Annotated in this window: 22 protein-coding genes and 4 pseudogenes; 4 read left to right on the top strand and 22 right to left on the bottom strand. The window is 40.0% G+C overall.

Annotation, left to right across the window (positions count from 1 at the left end):
* From tnpA to BUB11_RS24235, 16 genes and pseudogenes are all read right to left on the bottom strand, one after another.
* On the bottom strand, positions 1-216 hold a 216-nt coding region (gene tnpA / locus BUB11_RS24310; protein ID WP_143187707.1), incomplete at its 3' end, for an IS200/IS605 family transposase.
* A 182-nt stretch (positions 217-398) separates the two neighbouring features.
* A complete protein-coding gene (locus tag BUB11_RS24305; RefSeq protein WP_073032986.1) occupies positions 399-2156 on the bottom strand; it encodes a cell wall-binding repeat-containing protein in 1758 nt (585 codons plus the stop codon).
* A 456-nt stretch (positions 2157-2612) separates the two neighbouring features.
* Complete coding sequence (locus BUB11_RS24300; RefSeq protein WP_073032984.1) at positions 2613-3719, bottom strand: GerAB/ArcD/ProY family transporter; 1107 nt, start codon at positions 3717-3719, stop codon at positions 2613-2615.
* A gap of 7 nt (positions 3720-3726) precedes the next feature.
* On the bottom strand, positions 3727-3936 hold the full coding sequence (locus BUB11_RS24295) for a hypothetical protein (RefSeq protein WP_073032982.1): 210 nt from the start codon (positions 3934-3936) through the stop codon (positions 3727-3729).
* A gap of 4 nt (positions 3937-3940) precedes the next feature.
* The gene (locus BUB11_RS24290; RefSeq protein ID WP_073032980.1) at positions 3941-5095 is read right to left on the bottom strand and encodes a Ger(x)C family spore germination protein; all 1155 of its coding nucleotides are present in this window, start codon (positions 5093-5095) and stop codon (positions 3941-3943) included.
* A 5-nt stretch (positions 5096-5100) separates the two neighbouring features.
* On the bottom strand, positions 5101-6654 hold the full coding sequence (locus BUB11_RS24285; protein WP_073032978.1) for a spore germination protein: 1554 nt from the start codon (positions 6652-6654) through the stop codon (positions 5101-5103).
* Between the two features lie 57 nt (positions 6655-6711).
* Complete coding sequence (locus tag BUB11_RS24280; protein ID WP_073032976.1) at positions 6712-7674, bottom strand: D-alanyl-D-alanine carboxypeptidase family protein; 963 nt, start codon at positions 7672-7674, stop codon at positions 6712-6714.
* 92 nt (positions 7675-7766) lie between these two features.
* Positions 7767-8891, bottom strand: a complete 1125-nt coding sequence (locus tag BUB11_RS24275; protein WP_084110535.1) for a sensor histidine kinase — start codon at positions 8889-8891, stop codon at positions 7767-7769.
* A pseudogene (gene vanR / locus BUB11_RS24270) lies at positions 8881-9578 on the bottom strand (VanR-ABDEGLN family response regulator transcription factor). Before vanR ends, BUB11_RS24275 begins: the two are co-directional and overlap by 11 nt.
* 250 nt (positions 9579-9828) lie before the next feature.
* The gene (locus BUB11_RS24265; protein ID WP_084110533.1) at positions 9829-10212 is read right to left on the bottom strand and encodes a hypothetical protein; all 384 of its coding nucleotides are present in this window, start codon (positions 10210-10212) and stop codon (positions 9829-9831) included.
* The gene (locus BUB11_RS24260; protein ID WP_073032972.1) at positions 10205-10828 is read right to left on the bottom strand and encodes a CobW-like GTP-binding protein; all 624 of its coding nucleotides are present in this window, start codon (positions 10826-10828) and stop codon (positions 10205-10207) included. The genes BUB11_RS24265 and BUB11_RS24260 overlap by 8 nt, the downstream gene beginning before the upstream one ends.
* Positions 10829-10925: 97 nt before the next feature.
* Positions 10926-12728, bottom strand: coding sequence for an ASKHA domain-containing protein (locus BUB11_RS24255; RefSeq protein ID WP_073032969.1), 1803 nt, complete (start codon positions 12726-12728; stop codon positions 10926-10928).
* Positions 12729-12766: 38 nt separating this feature from the next.
* The gene (locus tag BUB11_RS24250; protein ID WP_073032967.1) at positions 12767-13795 is read right to left on the bottom strand and encodes a uroporphyrinogen decarboxylase family protein; all 1029 of its coding nucleotides are present in this window, start codon (positions 13793-13795) and stop codon (positions 12767-12769) included.
* Positions 13796-13820: 25 nt separating this feature from the next.
* Complete coding sequence (locus tag BUB11_RS24245) at positions 13821-14480, bottom strand: corrinoid protein (RefSeq protein WP_073032990.1); 660 nt, start codon at positions 14478-14480, stop codon at positions 13821-13823.
* Positions 14481-14511: 31 nt separating this feature from the next.
* Positions 14512-15573 (bottom strand): uroporphyrinogen decarboxylase family protein, encoded by a 1062-nt coding sequence (locus BUB11_RS24240; RefSeq protein WP_073032964.1) that lies wholly within the window; start codon positions 15571-15573, stop codon positions 14512-14514.
* Between the two features lie 35 nt (positions 15574-15608).
* The gene (locus BUB11_RS24235; protein WP_073032963.1) at positions 15609-16487 is read right to left on the bottom strand and encodes a uroporphyrinogen decarboxylase family protein; all 879 of its coding nucleotides are present in this window, start codon (positions 16485-16487) and stop codon (positions 15609-15611) included.
* 397 nt (positions 16488-16884) lie between these two features.
* Between BUB11_RS24235 and BUB11_RS27275 the strand changes: the two are divergent.
* Together BUB11_RS27275 and BUB11_RS24230 are read left to right on the top strand one after the other, a co-directional pair.
* Positions 16885-16968: pseudogene (locus BUB11_RS27275) on the top strand (macrolide ABC transporter ATP-binding protein); the annotation flags it as partial.
* The gene (locus tag BUB11_RS24230; protein WP_084110537.1) at positions 16965-17213 is read left to right on the top strand and encodes an ATP-binding protein; all 249 of its coding nucleotides are present in this window, start codon (positions 16965-16967) and stop codon (positions 17211-17213) included. The pseudogene BUB11_RS27275 and the gene BUB11_RS24230, both read left to right, overlap by 4 nt.
* Here BUB11_RS24230 and BUB11_RS24225 read toward each other — a convergent pair.
* The 4 genes and pseudogenes from BUB11_RS24225 to BUB11_RS24205 form a co-directional block, all read right to left on the bottom strand.
* Positions 17159-17506 (bottom strand): annotated as a pseudogene (locus BUB11_RS24225) (DUF3102 domain-containing protein); the annotation flags it as partial. The gene BUB11_RS24230 and the pseudogene BUB11_RS24225 sit on opposite strands and share 55 nt — an antisense overlap.
* Before the next feature lie 298 nt (positions 17507-17804).
* Complete coding sequence (locus BUB11_RS24215; protein WP_073032961.1) at positions 17805-18068, bottom strand: AbrB/MazE/SpoVT family DNA-binding domain-containing protein; 264 nt, start codon at positions 18066-18068, stop codon at positions 17805-17807.
* 535 nt (positions 18069-18603) lie between these two features.
* Entirely contained in the window at positions 18604-19179 is a 576-nt protein-coding gene (locus tag BUB11_RS24210; protein WP_242947736.1) for a molybdopterin-dependent oxidoreductase, read from the bottom strand.
* 286 nt (positions 19180-19465) lie between these two features.
* Complete coding sequence (locus BUB11_RS24205) at positions 19466-20596, bottom strand: zinc-dependent alcohol dehydrogenase (protein ID WP_073032959.1); 1131 nt, start codon at positions 20594-20596, stop codon at positions 19466-19468.
* A gap of 355 nt (positions 20597-20951) precedes the next feature.
* Between BUB11_RS24205 and BUB11_RS24200 the strand changes: the two genes are divergently transcribed.
* Both BUB11_RS24200 and BUB11_RS24195 read left to right on the top strand, forming a co-directional pair.
* The gene (locus tag BUB11_RS24200; RefSeq protein WP_073032954.1) at positions 20952-21833 is read left to right on the top strand and encodes an efflux RND transporter periplasmic adaptor subunit; all 882 of its coding nucleotides are present in this window, start codon (positions 20952-20954) and stop codon (positions 21831-21833) included.
* Positions 21833-22387 (top strand): ATP-binding protein, encoded by a 555-nt coding sequence (locus tag BUB11_RS24195; RefSeq protein ID WP_073032952.1) that lies wholly within the window; start codon positions 21833-21835, stop codon positions 22385-22387. Before BUB11_RS24200 ends, BUB11_RS24195 begins: the two co-directional genes overlap by 1 nt.
* Before the next feature lie 257 nt (positions 22388-22644).
* On the opposite strand, the gene BUB11_RS24190 is transcribed toward BUB11_RS24195, so the two are convergent.
* Positions 22645-23412 carry an alpha/beta hydrolase gene (locus BUB11_RS24190; protein ID WP_073032949.1) on the bottom strand — a complete coding sequence of 256 codons (768 nt, stop codon included), beginning with the start codon at positions 23410-23412 and terminating at the stop codon, positions 22645-22647.
* A 452-nt stretch (positions 23413-23864) separates the two neighbouring features.
* Positions 23865-24017 (bottom strand): annotated as a pseudogene (locus BUB11_RS27270) (sigma 54-interacting transcriptional regulator); the annotation flags it as partial.
* Positions 24018-24051: the final 34 nt, after the last annotated feature.

Raw genomic sequence — 24051 nt, 5'->3', positions numbered from 1 at the left:
TTGAGGATCTACTTCTATCAAAAGGTGGACATGGTCGGGCATGATCTCCAGTTCTATTAGTTCAGATTGAAGTTCTTCGCATATCTCCCTTATCAACTCCTTTAAGCGAACTTCAATTTGACCAACCAAAACCTTCCTACGATACTTTGGACACCACACCACATGGTACTTGCATGAATAGACAATGTTGTTGTTAGATTTGTAGTTTATATCCATATTTATATTATACCGCGCATACTTATATAATACAATTAGAACCTAGAATTGCCTTATATCCCCATAGTTGAAACTAGGGGCTTTACGGCAACAAGTGGTAAATAGCATTAGAAAACTTGATTATTCTCAAAAAAGATTAAGGAAGGTCTTTCGACCTCCCTCTCCTTTTCTAAGCAACTCTATTATTTTTTAGCCTTTTTATAAAGCTGAAAGGTTAAGGTATCCCCTTCTACAAAACTGCGAATTAGGATATAAGCGTCTGTGTTGTTTCTGAATTTAAAATCAAGAATAGGAAAGCTTACGGTTGCATCCTGTCCCGGAGGTACATAATCTACAGGCAGGGAATGAGGATGCCTTTCAGTAATTTCTAAATGAGCAAGAGTGACTGCATTGTAAAGAGTAGAAGATACTTGGCAGATTCCGCCCCCGAGTCCTGGGGTGAAGGCGTCTCCCACTATGACCATTGCCTCTTTATAACCTGCTTCAACGGTTCGTTCCCCCACACCCTCGTTGAAGGAGAAACGTTCTCCAGGTGCCAATAGTTTTCCATCAAGAGCCTTTACAGCAAGGCGAATGTTCTCGGTACGATTGACCTGGTTTAGATCAAAGTGAGTAGAGTATTGAGCGATTGGGACTGACACCGCTTCTTTGACAGTAAGAGTAAGTTTAATCATTTGACCATATTCTTCTACGGCTCCCTCATAAACACTTGACCCAATTTTGTTGGTATCGCCGAACTTCGGATTCCACTGAACAGGCACCTCAATAGCATCGCTGTTGTAAAGCTTAGCCTGAACTGTTGCCGGTAAAGAATACTCTTCATTTTGAGTAACTATTGCAGTAATATCCGCTATTGAATGAATACTAGTTTCTTTCGCTTTTCCCCATATCAAGTCTCTCGAACTTTTAATGATCTCATCCGTTACAACTCTGCTTCCCCCAAAGGAAACCAGACTTGGATTTAAAATATTCGCATAAAATTTAGCAAAGTAACTGGCTGTTGAGTTCGGTAGTGTCGGTACTGAGGGGTCTATAAATATAATAGGATCTCCTGTTTTGGCTGCCACAACACTGCCTGCCAAAGCATCAGCAAAACTATACCCTGTGGCCAGATAGATTGTTGAAGGATTAGGTGCAAAGGTTTCTGCAATGATCACATTCGTATCAAACTGGGATTGTCCCGTTAACCGTTCGATATCAGCCCGAGGTAACAAACTAATGATTTCGGATTTTATATTATCTGAGATTACTCCTTCTCCCCCAGTTATGTATACTTTAGAAGGCTTCTTTTCCAGCAAAAAGTTCTTCATGTCTTGAGGAAGGGCATCCTGGGGAGATAACAAAATCGGCCAGCCTTTATTAGCTGCAAAACTGGAAATACTTAAAGCATCGGAAAATTGTTCTCCGGAGGATATCACTACAGTGGATATACCTGTATCATGGAGCGAACCTGCTATCTTATAAGATGTATCATACCTGTCCATACCAGCAATTCGAAGAACATTTTTGATGCCAAGATCATTAAGCTTAGTCTCGAATTCCGTGCTTATTATTCCAGTACCGCCAATGATATAAACCCTTCCAGTTGCAACAAGATGTTGAGTGACATAATCAAAAGCATCCTTAGAGTTATCGACCGATGAATCCACTAATAGTATAGGCGCTTCCTTTTCATGGGCTAGGACACTTGCCGATAAAGCATCTGCAAAATCGTTTCCTGTTGAAAGGATTACATTCTTAACCTTTCCGATACAATAATACTCAGCGATAACCTTTGAGGTCTCAAATCTTGTTTGTCCGTACAGCCTATTAGAGCTGACTATTTGTGGTGAGTCAGCCGCTGGACTCAAATTATTAGTGGCAGCAACCGCTGGAGTTCCTACAAAAATGCAACTACATAGAAAGAAGATTAAGATTAAGACCATTATCTTTTTGTTCATCTGATGCTACACTCCTTCAATTTGTATCTGGATAATTATCTCATCTTGAAGAAGTGAAGTATGTCGTAATGAGCATCGTATTAACGTACTTTTTAATCACAAAAGTGTCCCATTTATACGAATAACGTAGCTATTTTCTCAGAATAAAAAAATTAATAAGAAGATGATACTAATTATGTTGGAATTTAATATAATCCCTAACCAAATTACTTAATTAGAATAAATAAAAGTCCAATGCCGGATGTCAAAGTTTCCTAATTCTTATAATCAAATTATCTGTTATTATACCGTGTAAACCTCAGCGAGCTTTTCGCACCGGCAGATGCAACCGCAGGACTCTGATATATTTTTAAGCCTATCTTTTAGTCATTTCGATTCAAAGAATCCCGCAATATAAAAAACCGACTTTTCTTTTAGAGAAAAAGTCAGCTTCGGTATATTTTTCCAATCATTTAGTTAGGGACATTTACTTGAGAAACAATTCATTTTGTTTTTCCTTGCTTTATACTCTGCAAAAATCCATATCGTAATAGGTATTATCACTTGAAAAGGAAAAGCATAAAAAGGATAAACTTTGAAAGCCCAATATTTCATCATCATACTATTATCATAAATTATATATGAAAGATAGATCATTAATAATCCAGTCTGTATCACTATTGATCTGTAATCCTTTAGATTGAACATTTTCCCAATCCCTTTACACGCAACTAACAAACAGATTGAGCTTTTTATAAAAACTCCAAAAACAAAAATAAAGGCCACAGAAACTTCTATTCTTTCGATGAAATTACCGATCTTAATACTGCCTACAGCTGCATATGAAGGAAAATAAAAACTATCACGCATATTTCCCAACACTGCGAGGTTTCTAATTGTAGTAATAATTATAATGAGTGCTGAAATTAATATTCCCCAATAATAGACCTTAAAAGGTGACTTTTTTGTTTTTAGGGAACCAAATACTCCTATGAATAGGACAGTTTCAGCAAAGGGAAATGAAAGAGCCGAAAATCCACCTTTTAACACTGGGATTAAGCCACTCCCTAAGATAGGTTTAAGATAGTTTAGATGAAGTTGAGGTATTGCCAGCAATTGTACTATGACAATTATTAAGAATAGGATTGGAAGAAAATAAGCAGTGGTTCTTCCCATCACTTCTATTCCTAACCTTACAGCGACAATACATAATAATCCCAAACAAAACAAGGGCACAAACATCGGCGTTTCAGGCATCGCTACAATATTGATGAATTCGCCAAAGTTGCGAAGCACCAAGGCCCCAAGGTGAAAAGCATACCAGATATACATGATGGCAACAATTTTACTTATCCTTTTTCCAAGTGTTAGCGTCAGAATATCAAATAAATCTTTTCCCTGGAAAAGTGATAGTATTCTTGAAAAGACAAGAATCATTGGCATAACCATAATTAAACCCACTACTACAGCGATCCACGCATCGTTATCAGCTTCTCCTCCAACGCCAGTAATAAGTGAGCTTCCAATAACGAATACGATTATAAGAAATATGGCTTCCTTGTCCGAAAGTTGCTCTTTCTGCATGATAAACCTACTTTCCGAATATAGAAATAATCAATTCCCGAATTGGTCCTTCAGGGCTTGGAACCTCTACACCCAGACTCAATAACATGGCAATTGTAAAGGATGAAATCCCCAATACAGCATTTACCCAAAAGTCATGCCAAAGTTTTTGCTTGTATAAAGGGATAAACTCATATATAACCCAAAAAGTATAGCCTATTATTGGCAATACAAACATATTGTTAGTCACCTTCTTTAGAAGACTTCGATAACATTGCGCTATTTTTTATATGCACTGCCGTTTGAACGTTCACTTTTAAATCTTTAAAAACCTCGTCCCAATTGTTGCCCACATCATTCCAAACTTGTGCATCATTTTCCCGTAATTTTGCCCCAAATCCAAATATATCCGCATTATATTCGGACTGTATTTTCTTAATTAAAGATTCAATTCGTTCTTTTAACGTATTTTCAGCACTTTCTTCCAGTTCCCTTCGTCCTTCTTCATTAAAAATAGTCTCTGAGCTATTTATTTCATCAATAGCCACTGTTGTATCAATATTTAAGTTTATTTCAATATCCTGATCATCTGAAACAGGCGTAACTTTTGTTTTATTCTTAAATATTTCAAGAGATACTAAGGTATGTACGTCGTTTGCTTGCATTTCTTCGATTAATACTCCGCCTTTGACCTCATCTCTAATGAAAGTCAAATCTTTAGTTTCTTCACCGTCTAGAAAGCCTACCAGCTTATCGTTTTTGATGATTGCAGTCCCCATTATTTGAGGATACATCTTCCCATCCTTTTTCAGTAGATTTACAGTAGGAATTATTGTAGAAATCCCTTGAGTTTTTGATTCAATATTAAACTTTAAAATATCCATCATTGGCGCTTTACTTAAACTTACTTGATTTTTTATCATTTCTTCCAATACAAAAGACTTGATATCATCTGTACTTCCCTGTCCAGCAAACACTTCCTTGGCTGATGTTCCTTTAGAAATCAAGATCCGAACATCCTCCCGCGTCTCAGAATCACGATTGTACCACTCAATTACTTCTGTTACCCCTTGACTTGCAATTTCCTTACTTAAAATAATAACCTTTGCATGACTCCAATAAAGTCTTTTTCCGGATATGGATATGATATTTCTCGCAGCATCAAACATAGTCTTTCCTTCCATGGTTATCGTTTTTGACGTCATATTTGTATCCTTGCCAGCACTAACCTGGATAATTTCAACCGTTATTTGAAATTTATCTTTTTGCCCTTTATCAACAGCTACACCGGCTACAATTGACATTTTATCGACTTCCCTGTAATTCCAACAGCCAGTAGTGACTGTTGAAATTATCAAAATCATCAATGCCAGCAAGGGTATTCTTGTTTTTTTCATATGAGCTATTTCTCCTTGCCTAGCCTCGAGGACTGTCTAACTAAATCATTCGCTGCAATAATTTTAGGCCTTAAGGTCATGGCCCACCATGGAGCACGAATCCAGGCATCCTGTCCATCATGGTCTTTAGCTCTCGTGACGTTCATCATGTAAGGAACACCAAAAGAGCGGATACTCATTAAATGCAGATAAAGAATAATAATGCACATTAAGAATCCGTAGATTCCTAAAAATGAAGCTCCTATTAATAGAAAAGTCCGGAAAATAATAGTCGCGCTTATGAAATTCATGTTGATCAACGTCATAATACCTGTCAGAGCCGTGACAATAATGACAGGAGCACTTACCAATCTTGCTTCTACAGCCGCCTGGCCTAAGACAAGTGTACCAACGATGTTTACTGCCTGACCTACAGAAGATGGCATTCTGGTACCGGCCTCCCGTAACATATCGAAGATAAAGAGCATTATAAATAAGGATACTACTGTTGGAAATGGAACTCCCTGCCTTGAAGAAGAGATGCTCAACAGCAACGGTGTAGGCAGCATTTCCTGATGGTAAGTGACAAGAGACAGAAATATTGCAGGAATAGTAATGGAGGTTACTGCAGTAAAACCTCTAATAAGCCGATTCATGGAGGAAAAAATGTAGTTATTATAGTAGTCCTCATTTGATTGAAAATTCTCAACAACTAAATATGGAACGGTTAATACAAAGGGACTTCCATCAACAAATAAAGCTATTCTGCCCTCCAAAAGCTTGGCTGCAATAACGTCTGGCCTTTCGCTTGAACCTATGGTCTCAAAAGGAGAATAAGGTGCATCTTTGATCAGTTCCTGAATATACCCTGAATCAATAATACCGTCGATCTCTATCTTATCCAGACGCAGCTCCAATTCGTTTAATATACCCTCCAGCGCCAAGCCTTCAATATAACAGATGCAGGTCTTAGTATGTGTTCTCTCTCCGATTTCCTTGAACTTGACCTTAAATTCAGGATTTTTTATTTTACGCCGTACCAACGACAAATTTAACATAATTGATTCTGTAAAGCCTTCCCTGGGTCCACGGATAATTCTTGAAGAGGTAGGCTCTGTTATCGGCCTAGTCTCCCCGCCTTTTGAACTGATGATTAACGCTTTATCGTATCCTTCTAACAAAAAAAGCGTATCTCCATTAATAATCGAACTAACCATTTTGTTAACTTCAGTTTCCAAAGTCACATTATTTGAAACTATAACTTTCTTCTTCAATTCTTCTAATAAGTTGTTACTCTCGATATTCTCCGATAAATCATTGCTGAGAACTGGCTGGATAATATTCTCGTTAATAATTTCTGCATTAACCATGCCATCTAGATAGAAAATACAGCATTGCGCACTTTGTAACCGCTTATTTTGAAATCCCCTTATAATTAATGTTTCGTCATTTTTAAAGATATTTTTAAACAATGATATATTATCATCCAGCGATTTATTCAATCCTGAATTCTCTGAATGGTTTTTTTCCATACTTTTAGTGGTAGTTTCCAGATTCCTCTTTTTAATTCTTTTAATCATAGCATCTCCCGATAAATTATTAACAAGTTTTACTATTATATCCGATTTTCCAATATCTTAAGTATGTTTAAAAAATTTGTCATACACGGTGTAAGCGTCTTCAATGGCGTATTGCGCGGACTCATGATTACCCTTAGCTCCAGCCGTCACAAGTATATACTCCCTGCCATCCTTCTGGGCAAGGCTTGCCAAGCATAGCCCGGCTTCATTGGTGTATCCGGTCTTGCCGCCCAAAATTCTCCCGCCATCAATCGCTGGATTCTCCAGATTTTTAAACAGTGTGCTATCAAAAGTAATCCCGCCGGAATGTACATTTGTCGGTGGGGTGGAGTAGTGTGAAGCTGTAAAGACTTTTTCAAATGTGTTGTTTTTTAGCGCATAGCTCAGAAGTATGGACAAATCCTTGACGGTCGTGTAGTGCTTATCGTCGTGAAGTCCTGTTGTATTGGTAAAATGCGTATTTCTCATCCCGAGCTCTGCTGCTTTTTGATTCATTATCTCAACGAACTCTTTTTCTGATCCCGCAATATGTTCAGCAAGGCCAATACAGCATTCCCCTCCGCTCGGCAGCATTACGCCGTAAAGCAAATCAATTGCCCGCACTCTTTCATTCGCTGTAAATCCTGCCATTGAAGCATCTGCTTTGTATAATTCCCGAAACATGGAATTAGGAAGAACTATAGATTTCTTTAAATCCGGTAACTTTTCAATTGCAACGATTGCCGTCATAATTTTGGTCAAAGATGCCGGGAAAACTTTTTGCTTAGAGTTTTTCTCCAGCAAAACTTTTTGATTATCCAAGCGAACCAGAATCGCATTGGAACTGTGCAGATTGTCTGTGGATATAAAATCAGCAGAATCAAATGTTGTTGATACGGGAACCGATCCGGCTTTATCACCGTCAATTTTTCCGAACAATGATTGACCGGTAAGAGTAATGTTAGATTTGAAAGCGATAACAATAACACCTATCATTAACAGAAGGGTCCAAAACTTTGATTTTCTTTTTGTTTTTCGCATTATAAAAAACTCCTTATTCTGTGCTGTTTCTATTTAAGCACTGAACAAGGAGAGATGTTGGAATTTCCTCTTATGAACTTCTTAAGAATTACTTATGACGGAAGCTTTACCGTAAATATAGTATGCTCCGGGTTACTTTCTGCTGAGATCGTTCCACCATGAGCCGCGACGATTTCTTTGGCAATCGCCAGGCCCAACCCTGCCCCACCGGTGTTTGTTGAACGGGCAGAGTCCAGGCGGTAAAATTTTTCAAAGATCGTATCCAACTTATGAGGAGAAATCGGATCTCCCTGGTTAGTGAAAGTTAGTATGACATTTTCCCCCTGTTGATCCGCCATGATTTCAATAACACTGTTTTCATAACTATAGGCAATTGCGTTTTTAAGAATATTGTTGAAGACGCGAATAAGCTTATCTGCGTCTCCCACAAGGATGAGATCATCGGGAACATGAATAGCAACCTGTTTGCCCTGTGGTGTGAGCATGGGGTAAAACTCGTCAGCCATCTGCTCAAGCATAAAAGCGAGTTTTATTTTGCCTTTATTCAAAACAATAGACTGGAGATTAAACCTTGTAATTTCAAAAAACTCATTGATTAATTCTTCCAACCTGTAAGCTTTCTGTAAACCTATCCCTACATATTTGGCTTTTTGTTCTGCCGGCATATCCGGTGCTTCATCCAACAGACTCAGGTAACCGATAACTGAAGCAAGCGGTGTTTTTAAGTCATGTGCTAAATAAGTAATCAGATCATTTTTTCGCTGCATTTCCGTTTGCACAAGCTGCTCGTTCTTTTGGGAGTTTGCTTTTATCTTTATCAGCTGTTTTTCGATTTCAGAATATTTTTCCGGCAAGGTTAAATCATAACTATTTGACTTGATGAAGGAATTAATTGAGTCTGTAATAAAGCTGATGTCTTTTTTGCTTCTATAACGTTCATAAAAATACGCTGAGATCCAAATGCATAACGCTAAAAATATTAACAGAGCGGAAAATACAAAAATCAAAAATTCTTTTATTTCAGACCATCTTCGAAAAATAACCCCTATCTTTTCGTTACTTTGATATCTTGCTTCAATATAAAATCTATTAGAAAACCATTCATAAAATACTCCATTAAATACTTGGTCCACCAGCCACACCGTAACTATACAAAACAAGATAACCCCTAAGAAGATAAGTGAAGCTTTTATAATGCTCGTTCTGTTATTGCTCAATTTTGTAGCCGACCCCCCACACGGTTTTAATGTATTTTGGATGCTCTGCGGAATCGTGCATCTTTTCCCTCAAATGCCGGATGTGTACCATCACTGTGTTATTGCTGTTAGTGAAATACCTCTCCCCCCAAACTTCGTGAAATAACTCTTCAGAACTGACTACGCGACCCCGATTGGAACCCAGCACCCACAGAATAGAAAACTCCGTGGGAGTAGCGCCAGCGGCTTTTCATTTAAAGTACATATGTGAGTGTCCTTATTTAAAACCAACCCCGAAAATCCGATCAGTTTTTCTTCACGTACTGATTCTGCAGCATTATATTTGGTAAACCTGCGCAGCTGTGCTTTAACACGAGCAACAAGCTCCAAAGGCCGAAATGGTTTTGTCATGTAATCGTCCGCACCCAGGGTCAGTCCGGTAATTTTATCGATTTCTTCTTCTTTTGCTGTCAGCATAATAACAGGAAAATTGTGCTTTTCCCTGATCTTCTGGCAGAGGGTAAAACCATCAATGTCCGGCAGCATGACATCAAGTATTGCAAGCTCCAGTTGTTCTGACTTTATGCACTTGAAGGCATCTTGGCCGTTATAAAATTTGTAGACTGTAAAACCTTCATTTTTCAGATAAACTTCAATTAGATCCGCTATGGACTGTTCATCGTCTACAACTAAAATACTGATGCCCATAAGTACCACCCTCTTCTTCCTGCTTGTAAAGGCTTGTAAATAAAACTTCTATCTTCATATCATGTTACCGCGAAATACATGATATTATCATAACATTTTTCTTATTAAAACCTTAAGATTTTATTAATATGGTAAAACATATTATCTAAGTAGAAAGGGGCCGTCAAACTTTTCCAACGATACAACTAAAAACGCCCGGAAACCGGACGTTTTGTTTACTGTTCAATACGCTTTTGAGATGGACTAATCTTCATTTGTACAATTCAGTTCCAAAATTAAAACATGCCTTAAGTCTCTCTTGGGCTACTTCCTCTAACACCTTCTTTGACGTTCCAAATACAATTGCTGTCACGTTCAGGGTAACCATGTCAGCAGTCCATTCACTCCACCCTTGGGAGTGTTTGATATTAATGCTCCTACCTGTGGAAGATAACCATAAATTCTCCAGACCTTCAACAAAAACTTTTATATGTCCAACCAAATAAGCCTTATCCTTTGACCAATCACTAATCTCTTTAACCCATAGAATGAGAGATTGTTGAATCTTTTCGGACGTGACCTTTTCTAAAAAACCCAAGGTTTGGGTTTCGGAAAAGATTGCTGGGCCAGAATGCTTAGTTGACCACTCACTCACAATAAGTCACCGCCGTACGCCAGATTTGCGGATTAACCTCATCATGCGCGGATATTGCATAGAAAAGCGCTGAAGGATTTATCCTTCTAATGCTTTCTTTGACGCCACATACTTGCTCAGGTTCTAGACAATCGATCTTGTTCAAGAGAATGATGTTGGCCTTAACGATTTGCTCTTCTATTAAATCGGGCATGATCGTCGAAAGTTCATCCCATCGCTCTGCATCAGCTACAACAATCGTCTTCAAACTATCAATGCCCTTACCATACTTAGCGATCGTTTCCGCGATTGTATGTGGGAAGGCCATTCCCGTTGTCTCAATGATCACCCATTGTGGCGACAATTCCTCCTGAATTTCATTGAGACATACGGTAAGCTCTGCGTTTAGCGTGCAACAGATGCACCCAGCAATAAGCTCCCGAACATTTAGCCCCTCTGCTTTGAGGATTTTATCGTCAATACCCGTCTCCCCAACTTCATTTTCAATAATTACCAAAGACGGTTTATCACTTTCCAACTGTTGTTTCGAAAATCCTTTAACAAGGTATCGAGCGACCTGCAATATAATTGAAGTTTTTCCGGAACCTAAGAATCCGCCAAAAAGTAAAACATTCATTACTTTTAACCCCTTATGAATAACTAAATAACACAAAGTCTATGTCAACGACCACGTCGTTATATAGTGATTTTTTAAGTCCAACCTATATTCTATTTTAATTAAATTGAGAACACTCCACGAATAATCGTTCATAACCTTTTGTCACGCTCAATTCGAGATAATCAAAGGCTTTGGCAAGCGTTGCCATTTCTTGACGGGATTCAAGAGACATCAATGCCAGATAGGCCCCAGTTTTTGAGGAATTACCGATATAGGTGATCCTATCTTTGACAGCCTTTGGTAAGATACCCGTCCCTACCAGACTTTCCACAGGAAGATGAGCGCCGAATTGACCGGCCACGATCACCTCATCCAGATCCGCAAAGGTGAGATCCATGGCATTTACCAGCGCTACAAACCCTGATAAAATCGCACTCTTTGCCAGTTGAACTTGGCGAACATCCCCTTGGGTAATCAGGATTTTCGTTGGGCCCTCTCCAATACAAATTCGCCTTTTCTTGCCGTCGAGGTCGATATAGGACAGTCTCGGGTCCCCACCCTCTAGGTCCTCAGGCTTAACGATATTTCCGCGGACAGTGATAAAATTATGTTTCAGCAATTCTCGTATAGCTGCCAGTATCCCGCTGCCACATAAGCCTACCGGAGTTTTGTCTCCAATAACCTTCAAAATAAAGCCCTTCTCTGTATGGAAATGGACTTCCTCGATGGCCCCGTCGGCGGCACGCATACCGCTGCTGATATTCATCCCTTCAAGGGCAGGTCCCGCAGCACAGGAGCAGGACACTAATTTTCCCCCGTTAGAAAGAACGATCTCCCCATTGGTCCCGATATCGATAAAAAGCACTTTATCTTTCCTGTCGTGGAGCTTGGCCACATAGGCTCCCGCCACGATATCTGCTCCGATATAGGATGATACAGCTGGCAAGCAATATACCCGCCCGAAGGAAGAAAGGGCAGTCAAGCCAATCTCTTTCGCTGAAATATCTTTCTCCTCTACAAAAATCGGCGCATAGGGAGATTTCCCAATCGATAGCGGATCAACTCCAAGAACCATATGCATCATCGTGCAATTAGCCGCAATGGCGACTTCATAGATGAGTGAAGAGGAGAGTTTTTGCCTTTCACACATGGTCTGGATCATCTCATTTAAGGAATCAACAATGGCTGTTTGTAACTGATTCCGCCCCTTCTTGCCATGATCGAGAACATAGGTAATGCGAGTCAGAACATCCTGACCGAAATTTTTCTGAGCATTGATAGCCGCTTCGCTATCAATTTCTTCGCCTGTCTTTAAATTGATAAGTGAGGTTACAACGGTTGTAGTTCCTATATCTACTGCAACTCCGTAAAGCAGCTCACTGGTATCCCCTTTTTCAAGACCGATAAGCTGGTCTTGATTAAATACCCCAGTATACGTTCCCTCCCCCATGGAGATTTGGCGAAGTACGTCCCAGGGCAAATGACTGATGTCCAGCGCCTTTTCAAACAGCACTTCATAGGGGGTTTGGTCTGTCAGGGTGGGCTTTGTTATCTCAATGGGCTTTTTCCAGATGGCAGGATTGCGCTGATACTCTGGTACATAACCGCCAGTCAGAACCGGGTGGTTTTCCTCCTGATCGATGATGTCGATCTCCAGATCTGTATTTGGATAGATGAGACAGGCTAAACGAATACCTTCCTCGATCTCTTTTTGGGTAAGGCGTTTTTCCTCGTCAACAGATAGAGGGGGAAGATCCCCTCCTAAATGTTTTATCTTACACTTGCCACAGCTGCTTCGTCCCCCACAGGGGCTTTCAATGAAAATCTGCTGGGCAATAAGAATATTTAAGAGACTGTCCTTTATATCAGTATCATAAGTAAATTTTATATTTTGTCTTGGTAAAGCAATTGTACGCATACTAAAACCTCGTCTTCCAATACGAAGCCCTCAAAATTCTAAGCTTCATGACTACTTTGCTGAACGATTTGTAACATCGCCTGTATATTTTCCAGAGAAGACTTAGTTCCCAGACCACAAGCAGGCGCGATGATATCCGACCCATCATCCATCACCTTTTGGGTCAAAACGCGAATGCGATCTGCATCAGCAAACTCCAGAGCATAGGTACTTACATTACCAATCATAATCTTACCGGGCATCACTTTTTTCGACTCTTTGATGCTGACAATAGAGTCGAAGCTATGAGCATCGGCACGAATTTTATTCAGTTCTTGATAAACTTTATGCATTTGTCCGCAGATGTGCACGATGATTGGCAGTTCCGGATTGATCTCGTGGAGCCCATCAATCAACTGATTTACATAGGTCACCACATATTCGTCAAATAAACGGGGTCCTAAGATTTCCCCTGTGCCACTGGGGTCAGAGATAGCTATCACATCTGCTCCTGCTTCGATCTGAGCCTTGCCAAAACTAATGAGCCCTTCAGTGACAAAACTCATAAAAGCATGCGCATCTTCTCTATGGCGTCTTAACCCCTTATAGTAATCTACCGGTTCAATCAGAGAAGCAGCAACACTTACGGGTCCTGAGAGATTGCCGATAATAGGCACGCGATTATCATCTTTTTTCAGAATTTTAATGGCATCTAGCACTATTTTTGCACGTTTGCCATAGGGGTCTAAACGTGGTAATTTACCCCATTCAGAAAGATTATCGATGACATAGCCTGTGACATGGGGTTCATAGACAGTAGAACCTAAGTCCACTACGGCACCCATCTGTTCTGCTTCGATAGTCATACAGAAGGGCACGCCATAATTTTCGAAACAACCATAATCATACACAGCCTTGGCTAACCCTGCCATTTTGATAGGATCTGTATGCGCTTCCGGCCAGTGGATATTTGCCTTTTCCATCAAGGCAGTGACCACCATATTCATCATACCACCCGGGCAAATACAAGGGGAGCGATCCGTATCCTCACCCTTTAGAGCTTTTAAAAGTCTTTCTTTAGAATTCATGGGTACTTCCTTTCTGTCCTATGTTCTAAGCCATTCCCACTAATTCTTTCGCCAAGGTAACTGCCCCAATGGCATTGACAGCATAACCATCAGCGTTGATTTGATCACAATAAGCCTGGGAAATAGGTCCACCGCCGATCATAACTTTTACCTTGTCTTTAAGTCCTTCTTTTTCCAACATCTCCACGACTTCTTTCATACCTGGCATGGTGGTCGTCATCAAAGTGGAAAGACAAATTAGCTGCGCATCCACTTCCTTTGCTTTTTCGACGAAACTTATCAGGGAAACATCTCTGCCCAAGTCATACATTTCAAACCCTGCCGTCTCGAGCATAATTCGCACAAGGTTTTTGCCGATATCATGGGTATCCCCTTCTACCACGCCGATAACACATTTATAGTTGACAGCGTCAGCATCCTGGTCCAGAGGCAGATGAGGTCTTAAAACTTCCAGACCATTATACATAGCATCTGAACACACCAAAAGATCGGTAACGAAATACTCTTCTTCTTCATACATTTGACCAGCGCGGTTCATCCCATCTACAAGACCTTTAAGGACCCCGTCAAGTGCTTCGTAGCCTGCATCAATATATTCCTTGGCTGCATCTGCTGCATTTTCATCTTCCATTTCAAATACACAATCGGATAATTGTTGTAATAACTCTTCTTTTGACTTAGCCATATCCTTCACCTTACCTTCTAAATTATTTCTATTAATTTTCATCAATGGGGTAGCGTCCATATTTGCGAACCGCTTCCATCATATAGTCAATATTTTCAACAGGAACATTTTGCGTAATATCACAGCCGGAAGCGACGATATAGCCTTTTGGGCTGTCTTTACCCTTGAGGATGCAGGTTTTTACGGATTCGAAAATATCCGATCTAGAGCCCAGCATAAGCACATCTACAGGGGGTACATTGCCCAGTATGGGTAAACGTTTTCCCACTTGTCCTTTCACATATTCCAAGTCCACAAGGTTATCAATGCTGAGCATATCCGGTCCTGTATCCACCATGTCCATTACAATCTTGGTCGTATTACCACATATATGATAGCAACACATCCCCCCCAATTCATGAATATGGTTCATAAGTTCAGTTGCATAGGGCTTTACGAATTCTATATATTGGCTTTTTCTGAGGAGCGTACCCGATGCTATCGGATCACACATAACAATGATGATTCCCCGCTGGATATATTCTTTATAAATATCTTTAAGGGCATCGGTACACAGGCGAAGGAGCCGGTGGATAGATGCCGGATCTTTACGGGTTGCCCTTAAAAGATTTTCAGTGGGATAGATACTTGATACGGCTGTAAAAGGACCTGTAATCAGAACGCCTGTCGGGATCTCCCGGCCCATCTTTTCTTGACAGATTTCACAAGCCTCTAAAGTTTTCGCAAACCAAGGATCATTTTCTTTTTTTGTCTTGTCAAAATCCAGTTGGTCGATATCTTTAAGGTCTTGCAAAACGTGATGCACAATGGCAGGCAGACTATCCTCAGGATCATTCATTTCTGACCCCAGTGCGGTTCCTACGCCGTGAAGGCCATATTCGATAATCATGAGATCATTCCCATAACGCTTATAACAATCGATTTGCGACTGGGCCTGCAGTTCCGCCGAAGCACGTTTTTCTCGATGAGTTATCCCCGCCACTCTGTGTGAGATGGAAACTAAGATCGGCATTGCAAGAATGCGATCCATTTTTTCCCCTTTAATGAAAGCTTGAAGCCGTTCATTGGGCGTCATTTGGTCTTGTTCATGCATAACAATTCCTCCTTATTATTCCTATTTATTCGATATTAAGGTGTCAGAAGCTTTAACGTCTTGATCTGACCATCTTTAAGGACAAGATTACGGTTATGGATACAAGCATTACCTACCAGTTTAACTTTACCGCGAAGTTCCAAACAGGCTTGGGCATAGGACATGGGCTTTGGCAATGTGTAGCTTTCCCACTCAGCCATTCCCAGCGCTACTAACTGAAGAGAGGCCTTGGGACAGAGATGCATTACTACCCGTCCTCCAATTAATTTTAGTGATTCTTCTATAAATGGTTTTGAAAAATGATGACCCTGCTGTTCAAAATATTTTGGTCCGAGGATATTGAGTCCTCCTACCGGATCTTCAAAGGCAATGAAATCCACTCCAGCTTCTAGGGACTTTTCGATATAACGTAACAGCTGGAGGCGCATCTTCTCTACTACTGTTTCAAGCACTTCCGGCTTTTTTCTCCAAATCTTAAAGAGTTTACCGACATCCATTAAATTATTCAAGGTGGTCATTGGACCACAGATCTGGATGCCAACGGTTTCCCTTGATGCTTTAAGTATTTTAACGGCTGCCAGGGTTTCTTTTAATCGACCTTTCTCAAAATCCAGATCGGTTAACCCCAACAAATCTTCTTCATCTCTGTACACCGGTGCTTCGCAACGCGGTCCAATCTTCGCCGTTCCCAGCTTGATATTGCCGCCATAGTTCTCCGCTTCCACAGTATGACAGAAAGGCACCATACTGAGGGCGCCTCCTTCTGCTTCCCGCACTGTGCAAGCAATCTTTGCTATCCCTTCTCCATATGTATAAGCTTCAGGAAAAGGCAACCCAACCTTTTTCACCACTTCCTCTGTAAAACCGCTGGCATCTGACCCTTGGGGGCATTTAAAATCTGTAAATGCGATCATCGGTCCCTCCTAACCATTGTCCAAAAGTAGTATAAAGTATTAGAATCATATAGCCTTTCATTAATCTCTCTATATAACTAAATAATTATAGCACAACTCTTTAAAAGTTAATACGTAATTAAAGCATGATTTTCTACCTTTAGAACCCATTCTTAAATGTTCATTATTTTAAACATACTAATAGTATGTAATGTCGAATATTCGAACTACTCTCAACCATCTATGGTTCACTTCAACAATAAAGAACGGCCTCCAACTTAGAGGTCGTTCTTTATTGCTATAATACGTTCTAATAATTTTTTCATTCTCCAATAGAGCGCAACACGCAGGGGTCTGCACTAAAACGACGACCTATGATATCAACTCCACGGTCGGAGGTATGAGCAAATTCTGTTGCCTGGTTACTGAACCGACGATTCTGCTGGTCGACGAACCGACCGGTGCTTTAGATCAAAAAACCGGGGCTCAAGTCATAGAATTGCTCTTCACAAAAGCGCCGGAAACATTAGAGTAGATATTGCGGATAATGGAAAAGGCATCTCAGATAAAGATAAGCTACGTATTTTTGATAGATTCTATAAGGCTGACGAATCACGTTCAAAGGATGGTAATGGCTCGGGTCTGGCAATAGTAAAGAAAATCGTTGAGTTATCCAGTGGGAAATTCTCGTTGAAGGACTCCCGTTCCTCCTCGGGAATTCCCAGGAGGATAATCGCCTGGGTGTAACTCAAATTCGGAATCGATTCCGAATTTGAACTGTCCTGTCCGGCGCTGAGCTTGGCCCCATACTCTTCATGGAGGCGCATCAGTTTATTGGCCGTACTTTGGGAGTAACTCACCGAGTTCTCCAGCCACTTTCCCCATTCTCCATGCTCAACCATGGATTTGGCCTCCGTCATACGCCGTCCGATCTCCACGGAGCTGTAAAGTAGCATTCTGCCTGTATAGTCTTTAATACTGTTAATAATCTGTGGCGTCCGCTCGGTTATCTCGGTTATCTCGGTTATTCCAATTACCATGATTTTCGAGCTCCTTTGCTTATTATCAGCTTTTCCAGAGGAAAAGCTCCCATAAGACAAGACGGATTCGAACAACCTTACCCATAGCCTATGGATTCAATCCCTCACTTGTGACAAAAATTAGGACAAAACCGTCAGCGCCTAGGCACTTTACGGTTTTGCCCTTATTTTGTCATCATTAAACCCCGGACAAGGCGCATAGGATAATAAGAGCAAAGTCAGAAGCTTATTTGCTATTGATGATTCTGATAACACAGCGGATATCAGGATATTCGAATCAACGAATACGCGTAAGGCATTACTTTTTCTGCTCATTCCACATTTCCTCTCGAACTACTTCCAGTTCATTAAGAAGGTCTTGTTCGGTAATACCTTTCTGTTGTGCCTCTGTACCCAGGGCATCTTGTAATTCACGCAAGGCAATTAGACTAGCCTTCGTAATTACAACCTTGCCGTTGTCCTCTAAGAATGCGACCCTATCACCTTCGTTTAATTTCAACAGGTCTCGAATGGTCTTCGGAATCGTAACCTGTCCTTTGGAACTAATCCTTGATATTTCCATAGAGGAACCACCTTTCTATTCTTTACTTCTTTACTTTCTTTACTTTTATTATACTACTAAAATTGGTAGATAGGCAATTTACATAATTCTCCTCATTCTGTTACAGTCGGACTAATGTCTAATACCATTAAAAAAACCACATAAAATGGTTTCCCAATCAGAAACGCTCATAATGTTCTCCATAATTTCGAATATCCAATTCAAGAGCAGAATGCAAATACGGTTTAAGTTTGCCAACCCTGTTACTGATAACAGTAGGAAGTTAATATTTCTTTCATAAGGAATCCATTATTTTTTCACCACTCCTAAAAAGTAATCAAATGTCATCTATAAAAGCCCTAAAAAAACAGGTCAGAAAATGCATATTATTCCTACAAGGAGACCTCTCGAGCCTTAGCGGCCCGAGAGGTCTCCTTGTAGGAATATTTAATGAAGAATTTGAGGCACTGTCATTGTGATTCTATGGACGAAATTGTTCCCATACCCCTTTGCATTCCATGGTGTTGCCATTGGTTGGCTATGACCGTTACTATCTTCAGCGCGGGCCAGCAAGGTATAATCGCCAGGTACCGTGAAACTGACCGGATACTCCAGCATTACTATAATCCCCTTCGTTAGTGAGATAGACATAGTCGATGGCCTGGAAGGGTCCTTTAAAGGGAAGTGAGGTCGCCGTGATTTGAGAGACCCATTTAACATGAGCCATGCCGTACCAACCGGGGACGATCAAGCGTAAGGGGAAGCCATGTTTATGAGGAATCGGTTCATCATTCATTTTTAAGGCCAAAATGCATTCGTTAAGGAGAGCTTTGTCCATAGGGAGGCTGCGCTCAAAATTAACCGGACGATCCATATCCGGTCGAAGGCCTGAATCAAACCCTGTGAAAACCAACTCAACTGCCGATGCCTTCACTTTGACCTGATCCAGCAGATAAGCTAACGGAACTCCTGTCCATTTGGCATTACCGACTGCCCCGGTCTGCCATTGCTCACCTGGTGTGGGTGAGGTTAGCAAAGCCCGTTTATTACCTGAGCATTCAATGGTTACATATCGTTCAATCATCGGCATTTGTTTGAGTTGCTCGTAAGTAAAATTCAAGGGTTTTTCCACTTCTCCTCCCCATACCAAAGCCCACGACTCTAACTGAATCGTAGGATATGGTAAATGGTTGCGAGCATAAAACGTTCATTGGGAGTTATCCGGGTCATAACACTGTTAATGGGTGATTTCCAGATTCTCCGGCATCACTTGATGTGGAATTAAACCAAGCTTATCGTTGATAGCTCCAGGTAACTCTTGATTTTCCACAGGCGTCCCCTTTCTTGTTTACAGACTCGCTAATACTTTTCCGAGATATTTTCGTAAGCGAAGAGTATTAGTGCACACTCTTCGCAGATTACGGCTTTAAGACTACCTTAATACAATCATCCAGCTTCTGGTCAAACAATTCATAAGCCTTTTTCCCATCATGCAGCGACATTCTGTGAGTAATAATGTCGGTAGCATCAAATTTATGCAGTTTGATTAAATCTAAAATCCGATCTATGTAGGAATGCGCAGGACATTGGCCCATCTTTAAAGTTATGTTTCTCGAAAAAAAATCTCCAAATGGGAAGTTGTTATATCTGGCACCATATACCCCGACAACAGATACTGTTCCCCCTTTGCGTACAGCTTGAGAGGCAATTTCAATGGCAGACTTGGAACCGCCCTGGATTTTCAAGGCAGTCTCAAGCTTTTCAACAGTGGACATTTCTCCATCCATGCCTACACAATCTATCACAACATCTGCTCCACCATGAGTGATCTCTTTGATAAATTCTCCGGTATTATCATGATTCTTAAAATTCAGGGTTTCCACCTTATTAAACTTCCTGGCATGATTAAGCCGATAGTCAAGATTATCGACTGCAATAATTCTACCGGCTCCCATGTAAGCTGCCCATTTTTGAGCCAGTAAACCCACAGGACCACACCCTAAAATGACAACCGTATCACCACTCTTCACGCCCCCGTTTTCAACTCCCCAATAAGAGGTTGGGAGAATATCTGTTAAAAAGAGCACCTGTTCGTCCGTGAGCTCTTCGGGAATGGTCCTAGGGCCAACATTGGCATAAGGTACCCTCAGATATTCGGCTTGACCGCCATCATATCCACCCATGAGTTCGCTATAGCCAAATATTCCTCCTACTTCACCGTGCTCGTTGGAATTATCGCATTGACTCCACAAATCGTGATTGCAATACCAACAGTGTCCACAAGCCACAGGGAAAGGCACAATGACCCGGTCACCTTTCTTGACCTTATTAACCTCCTTACCGGTCTCTTCAACGACCCCCATAGCCTCATGCCCAATAATAAAACCCTTCGGCATTTTAGGAATTCTGCCACGAATTAAATGCAAATCTGACCCACATATCGTTGTGGAGGTTACTTTAACAATAATATCATCCTCTTTGACAATTTTGGGGTCTTCAACAGTCCGTACCTCCACGTTTTGAACACCTTGAAATGTAATAGCTTTCATATTGCTCTCCTTTATAACCCTCTCACACAAATTCATTCTGAATAGTCTTTGACGATGGGTAATCAATTATTCCACCCTAAAGCTCTGGTAGCTGACCAACCATTGGTCCTCATTTATCCGCAGTATTAGAACCTCTCCAAGGATCATCTCTAAAATCCTAAAATAAAAAGCAAGCCTATTCATATTCATGGGCTTAAGGACGAATTAGTCCATAAATGGGTGGTAACTAGAAAAGAACTGATTTGAAATGGATAATTCTCATAAATTTTCTAAGTTATAGTTCATATTGAGTTCATACAACAAGGTTAAGATGATGTTCGTGGGTTCGAGAAAATATATTGGAGGGTATAAATAAATGACTAAGAAAAGAAAATCAAACCTTAAATGGATTGTTACGGGGGTTATCGTGGCGGCTGTTGCGGGGGTAGCCTTGACCTTTCTCATGAAACCAACACCGTCACCCTATGAAAGCGTCGTTGCTAAAACGGGAGACATTACAACCTACTATTCCTTTTCTGGAAATGTTGAAACCAAAGATCGTCAAACCGTCACTTCAGAAAAGGTCATGCAAGCCTCTGAAATTTTAGTCAACGAGGGAGATGTCGTTAAAGAAGGAACCGTCTTAATTAAAACCACAGCCGGAGAAGAACTAAAATCTAAAATCAGTGGAGAAATTGTTAACATTAACGTAGAAGAAGATGCCCAAGTGATGGCGGGAACTAAATTATTAGACGTTGTCGATTATGATAATCTCGAAATCAAAGTTAAGGTCGACGAATACGACATTGCAGCCTTAGAGAAAGGTAAGGAAGCATCTGTTACAATTGGAGCAATCAACCAAGAAATTAAAGGCAATATCAGTTCAATCTCTAAAGAAGGACAGATTATGAATGGAGTGACCTTCTTCACCGCGACAATCGACCTCGAAAAAAATGAGAGTATTCGTAATGGCATGTCAGCAGAGGTAAAGATTATCAGTAATCAGGTGAGTGGAGTTGTCACATTGCCTATGACGGCTATTCAATTTAACGAGTATAACGAGCCCTATATCCTTAAGCAAGGTGAGAATGATACCGTTGTCAAAGAAGAATTAACCACAGGTATTAATGATGGTATAACAGTGGAAGTTAAAAGTGGGATTGTGAGCGGAGAAACCATCCTCTATACCAAGATTGCAGCAACCGGAGGATTGGAATTCCCCGGCGGAGGGGTAAATGGTACAGGAGGTAACGTTTAATGACTGAAGTCCTGAACATGCAAAATATCTTTAAAAGCTTCTATATGGGTGAGGAAGAGCTGGAGGTCTTGCATGACGTAAATTTAACCGTCAATTCTGGTGAATTCCTATCTATACTTGGACCCTCAGGCTCTGGGAAATCTACCATGATGAACATTATCGGCTGCCTGGATGTCCCGACATCGGGTAAATATCTGCTCTCTGGCAATGAAGGGGATTGGACAAAGAAAAATCTTAATTTAGATATTGACCTTGAAAAAATATCCTACTTGGGGGATGAGCATCTCCTTCAACAGGTATGGCTTAACCTAATTCAAAATGCCATCAAGTTTTCAAATCAAAATGGTGTTATTAGAGTTGCTCTTCACAAAAGCGATGGAATCATTAGAGTTGATATTGCCGATAATGGAAAAGGCATACCAGATAAAGATAAGCAACGTATTTTTGATAGATTCTATAAGGCCGACAAATCACGTTCAAAAGATGGTAATGGCTTGGGTCTGGCACGGTTTTCCTTTCTTCCAGCATGTTTGTCATTGATGGCACTCCAATAGGCTCGTCGAATAGGTCATTGGAATTAATACCGTAAATATTTGCTCGTTGCTTTTGATAACTGCTTGCTTATCATCTTGTACAGACTGTACATACGGTCACACATTCCGTATAAACAGGTATCTTTTTCATGTTTTAATCTAGCTTGCCCATCAGCATTTATGAAAAACTTAATCATCTTACAGCCTATACGGTATCATGTCATCAATTTTTAATTTTGTGCTGAAACATGACTCCATATAATAGGATTTGTTTTAAGTTATTTAGACGCTACTCTTTGCAATACCTGTATTATTGAATTCGCTAATAATATTTGTTGTTCATCTCTACTTATAGTAGCTTTATTATCGCCTATTTGAAAACTGTAATAACCAAACTGCGAATGGTTTCCGCCTTCTATTTTTACCCAATTAGTATGAGCTGGCAAATTATTTGCATATTCAATATTTTCCTTTTCACTTGCTAACCCGTCATTAGTCGCAAGTATTTTTGTTACATCAATATTTAAATTTGAAAGGTCAAACTCTTTTGGATGTGTTGTACCCATTAATATTAAGCCATCCATAAGTTTATTTTCGTCTTTAACAAATTCTGCTGCTAACGCTCCTCCTCGTGAATGCCCTGCCACAATCCAATGATTTACTTCATCATATCTTTGAATTAATTCCTTGCTGAGAGAAAATAGTTCATTTTTCTGGGATTCAAGAAACGCTATTCTAAATGGTAGTTTTACAATTATAACCTTATATCCGTTCTCTGAAATTTTCCTTGCCAAAGGTACGTAGGCTTTAGGATCGACAAGTCCACCCGGATAAAAAAGTAAAGCAGAAGTATTTAAGTCTTTTAGTGGAGTGAATTCTATCTTAATTGAATCATTTACAACTTTTACAGCATCGTTGCTTTGCAATAAAGTTTTATCGACGCCTTTAGCTTGAAATGAAACAAAAAGCAAGATAGTAAAAATTATCCCACATAATATCCAAATTTTTCTTAATAATTTTCTTATGCTTTTGACTTTATTCTTCATCCTAAACACCTTCCTACTATGCTAAATAGCTACAAAATCGTCCTCTATCGTAAAAAGGCGCGCCAACAATGTTAAAGTAGAGAAAACCCTAAAAAAGATGCAGGACATATTTTAACAATAAATAAATCCCTAATAGACCAAAGATAATAATTGTACCAATAGCTTTTCCTGAAAAAAATCTATTCATTTTTTATTCCCTTTTATATCAAATTTAAGTATTAGTATTCCTACAAATGCTATACAAAATACAATAGTTATTGCCAGCATTAAGCTTGAAGATGTTTTATTGTTTAAGTCCATGCCGAAAAAATTCCTAGAAATAATAATGCTGACGTGATAATAAAAAGTTTTTTCTTGATTGAAGATAATATTTTTTTATCATCAATTTCTTTTATAATTGGTAAAGCATTACTATCAAACTCAAGTTTACAGCTCACACAGTCTTTTACCGCGGCAAGAGAGAGGATATCTACTTTACGATCTCTTAAAGGTGGAATAAGAATGGGGACCACATTTAGCCTGTAATATAAGTCCTCACGAAACTCTTTTTCTTTAACCATAACTTCCAAATCCCTGTTTGTGGCCGCAACAATTCTTACGTCTACTGGACTTTTAGGGGAAGAGGATTATCTAATACGG

The organism is Desulfosporosinus lacus DSM 15449 (assembly GCF_900129935.1).
Classification (GTDB): domain Bacteria; phylum Bacillota; class Desulfitobacteriia; order Desulfitobacteriales; family Desulfitobacteriaceae; genus Desulfosporosinus; species Desulfosporosinus lacus.
The sequence above is the reverse complement of the archived record's forward strand: the minus strand, read 5'-3'. Positions and strand labels throughout refer to the sequence as shown.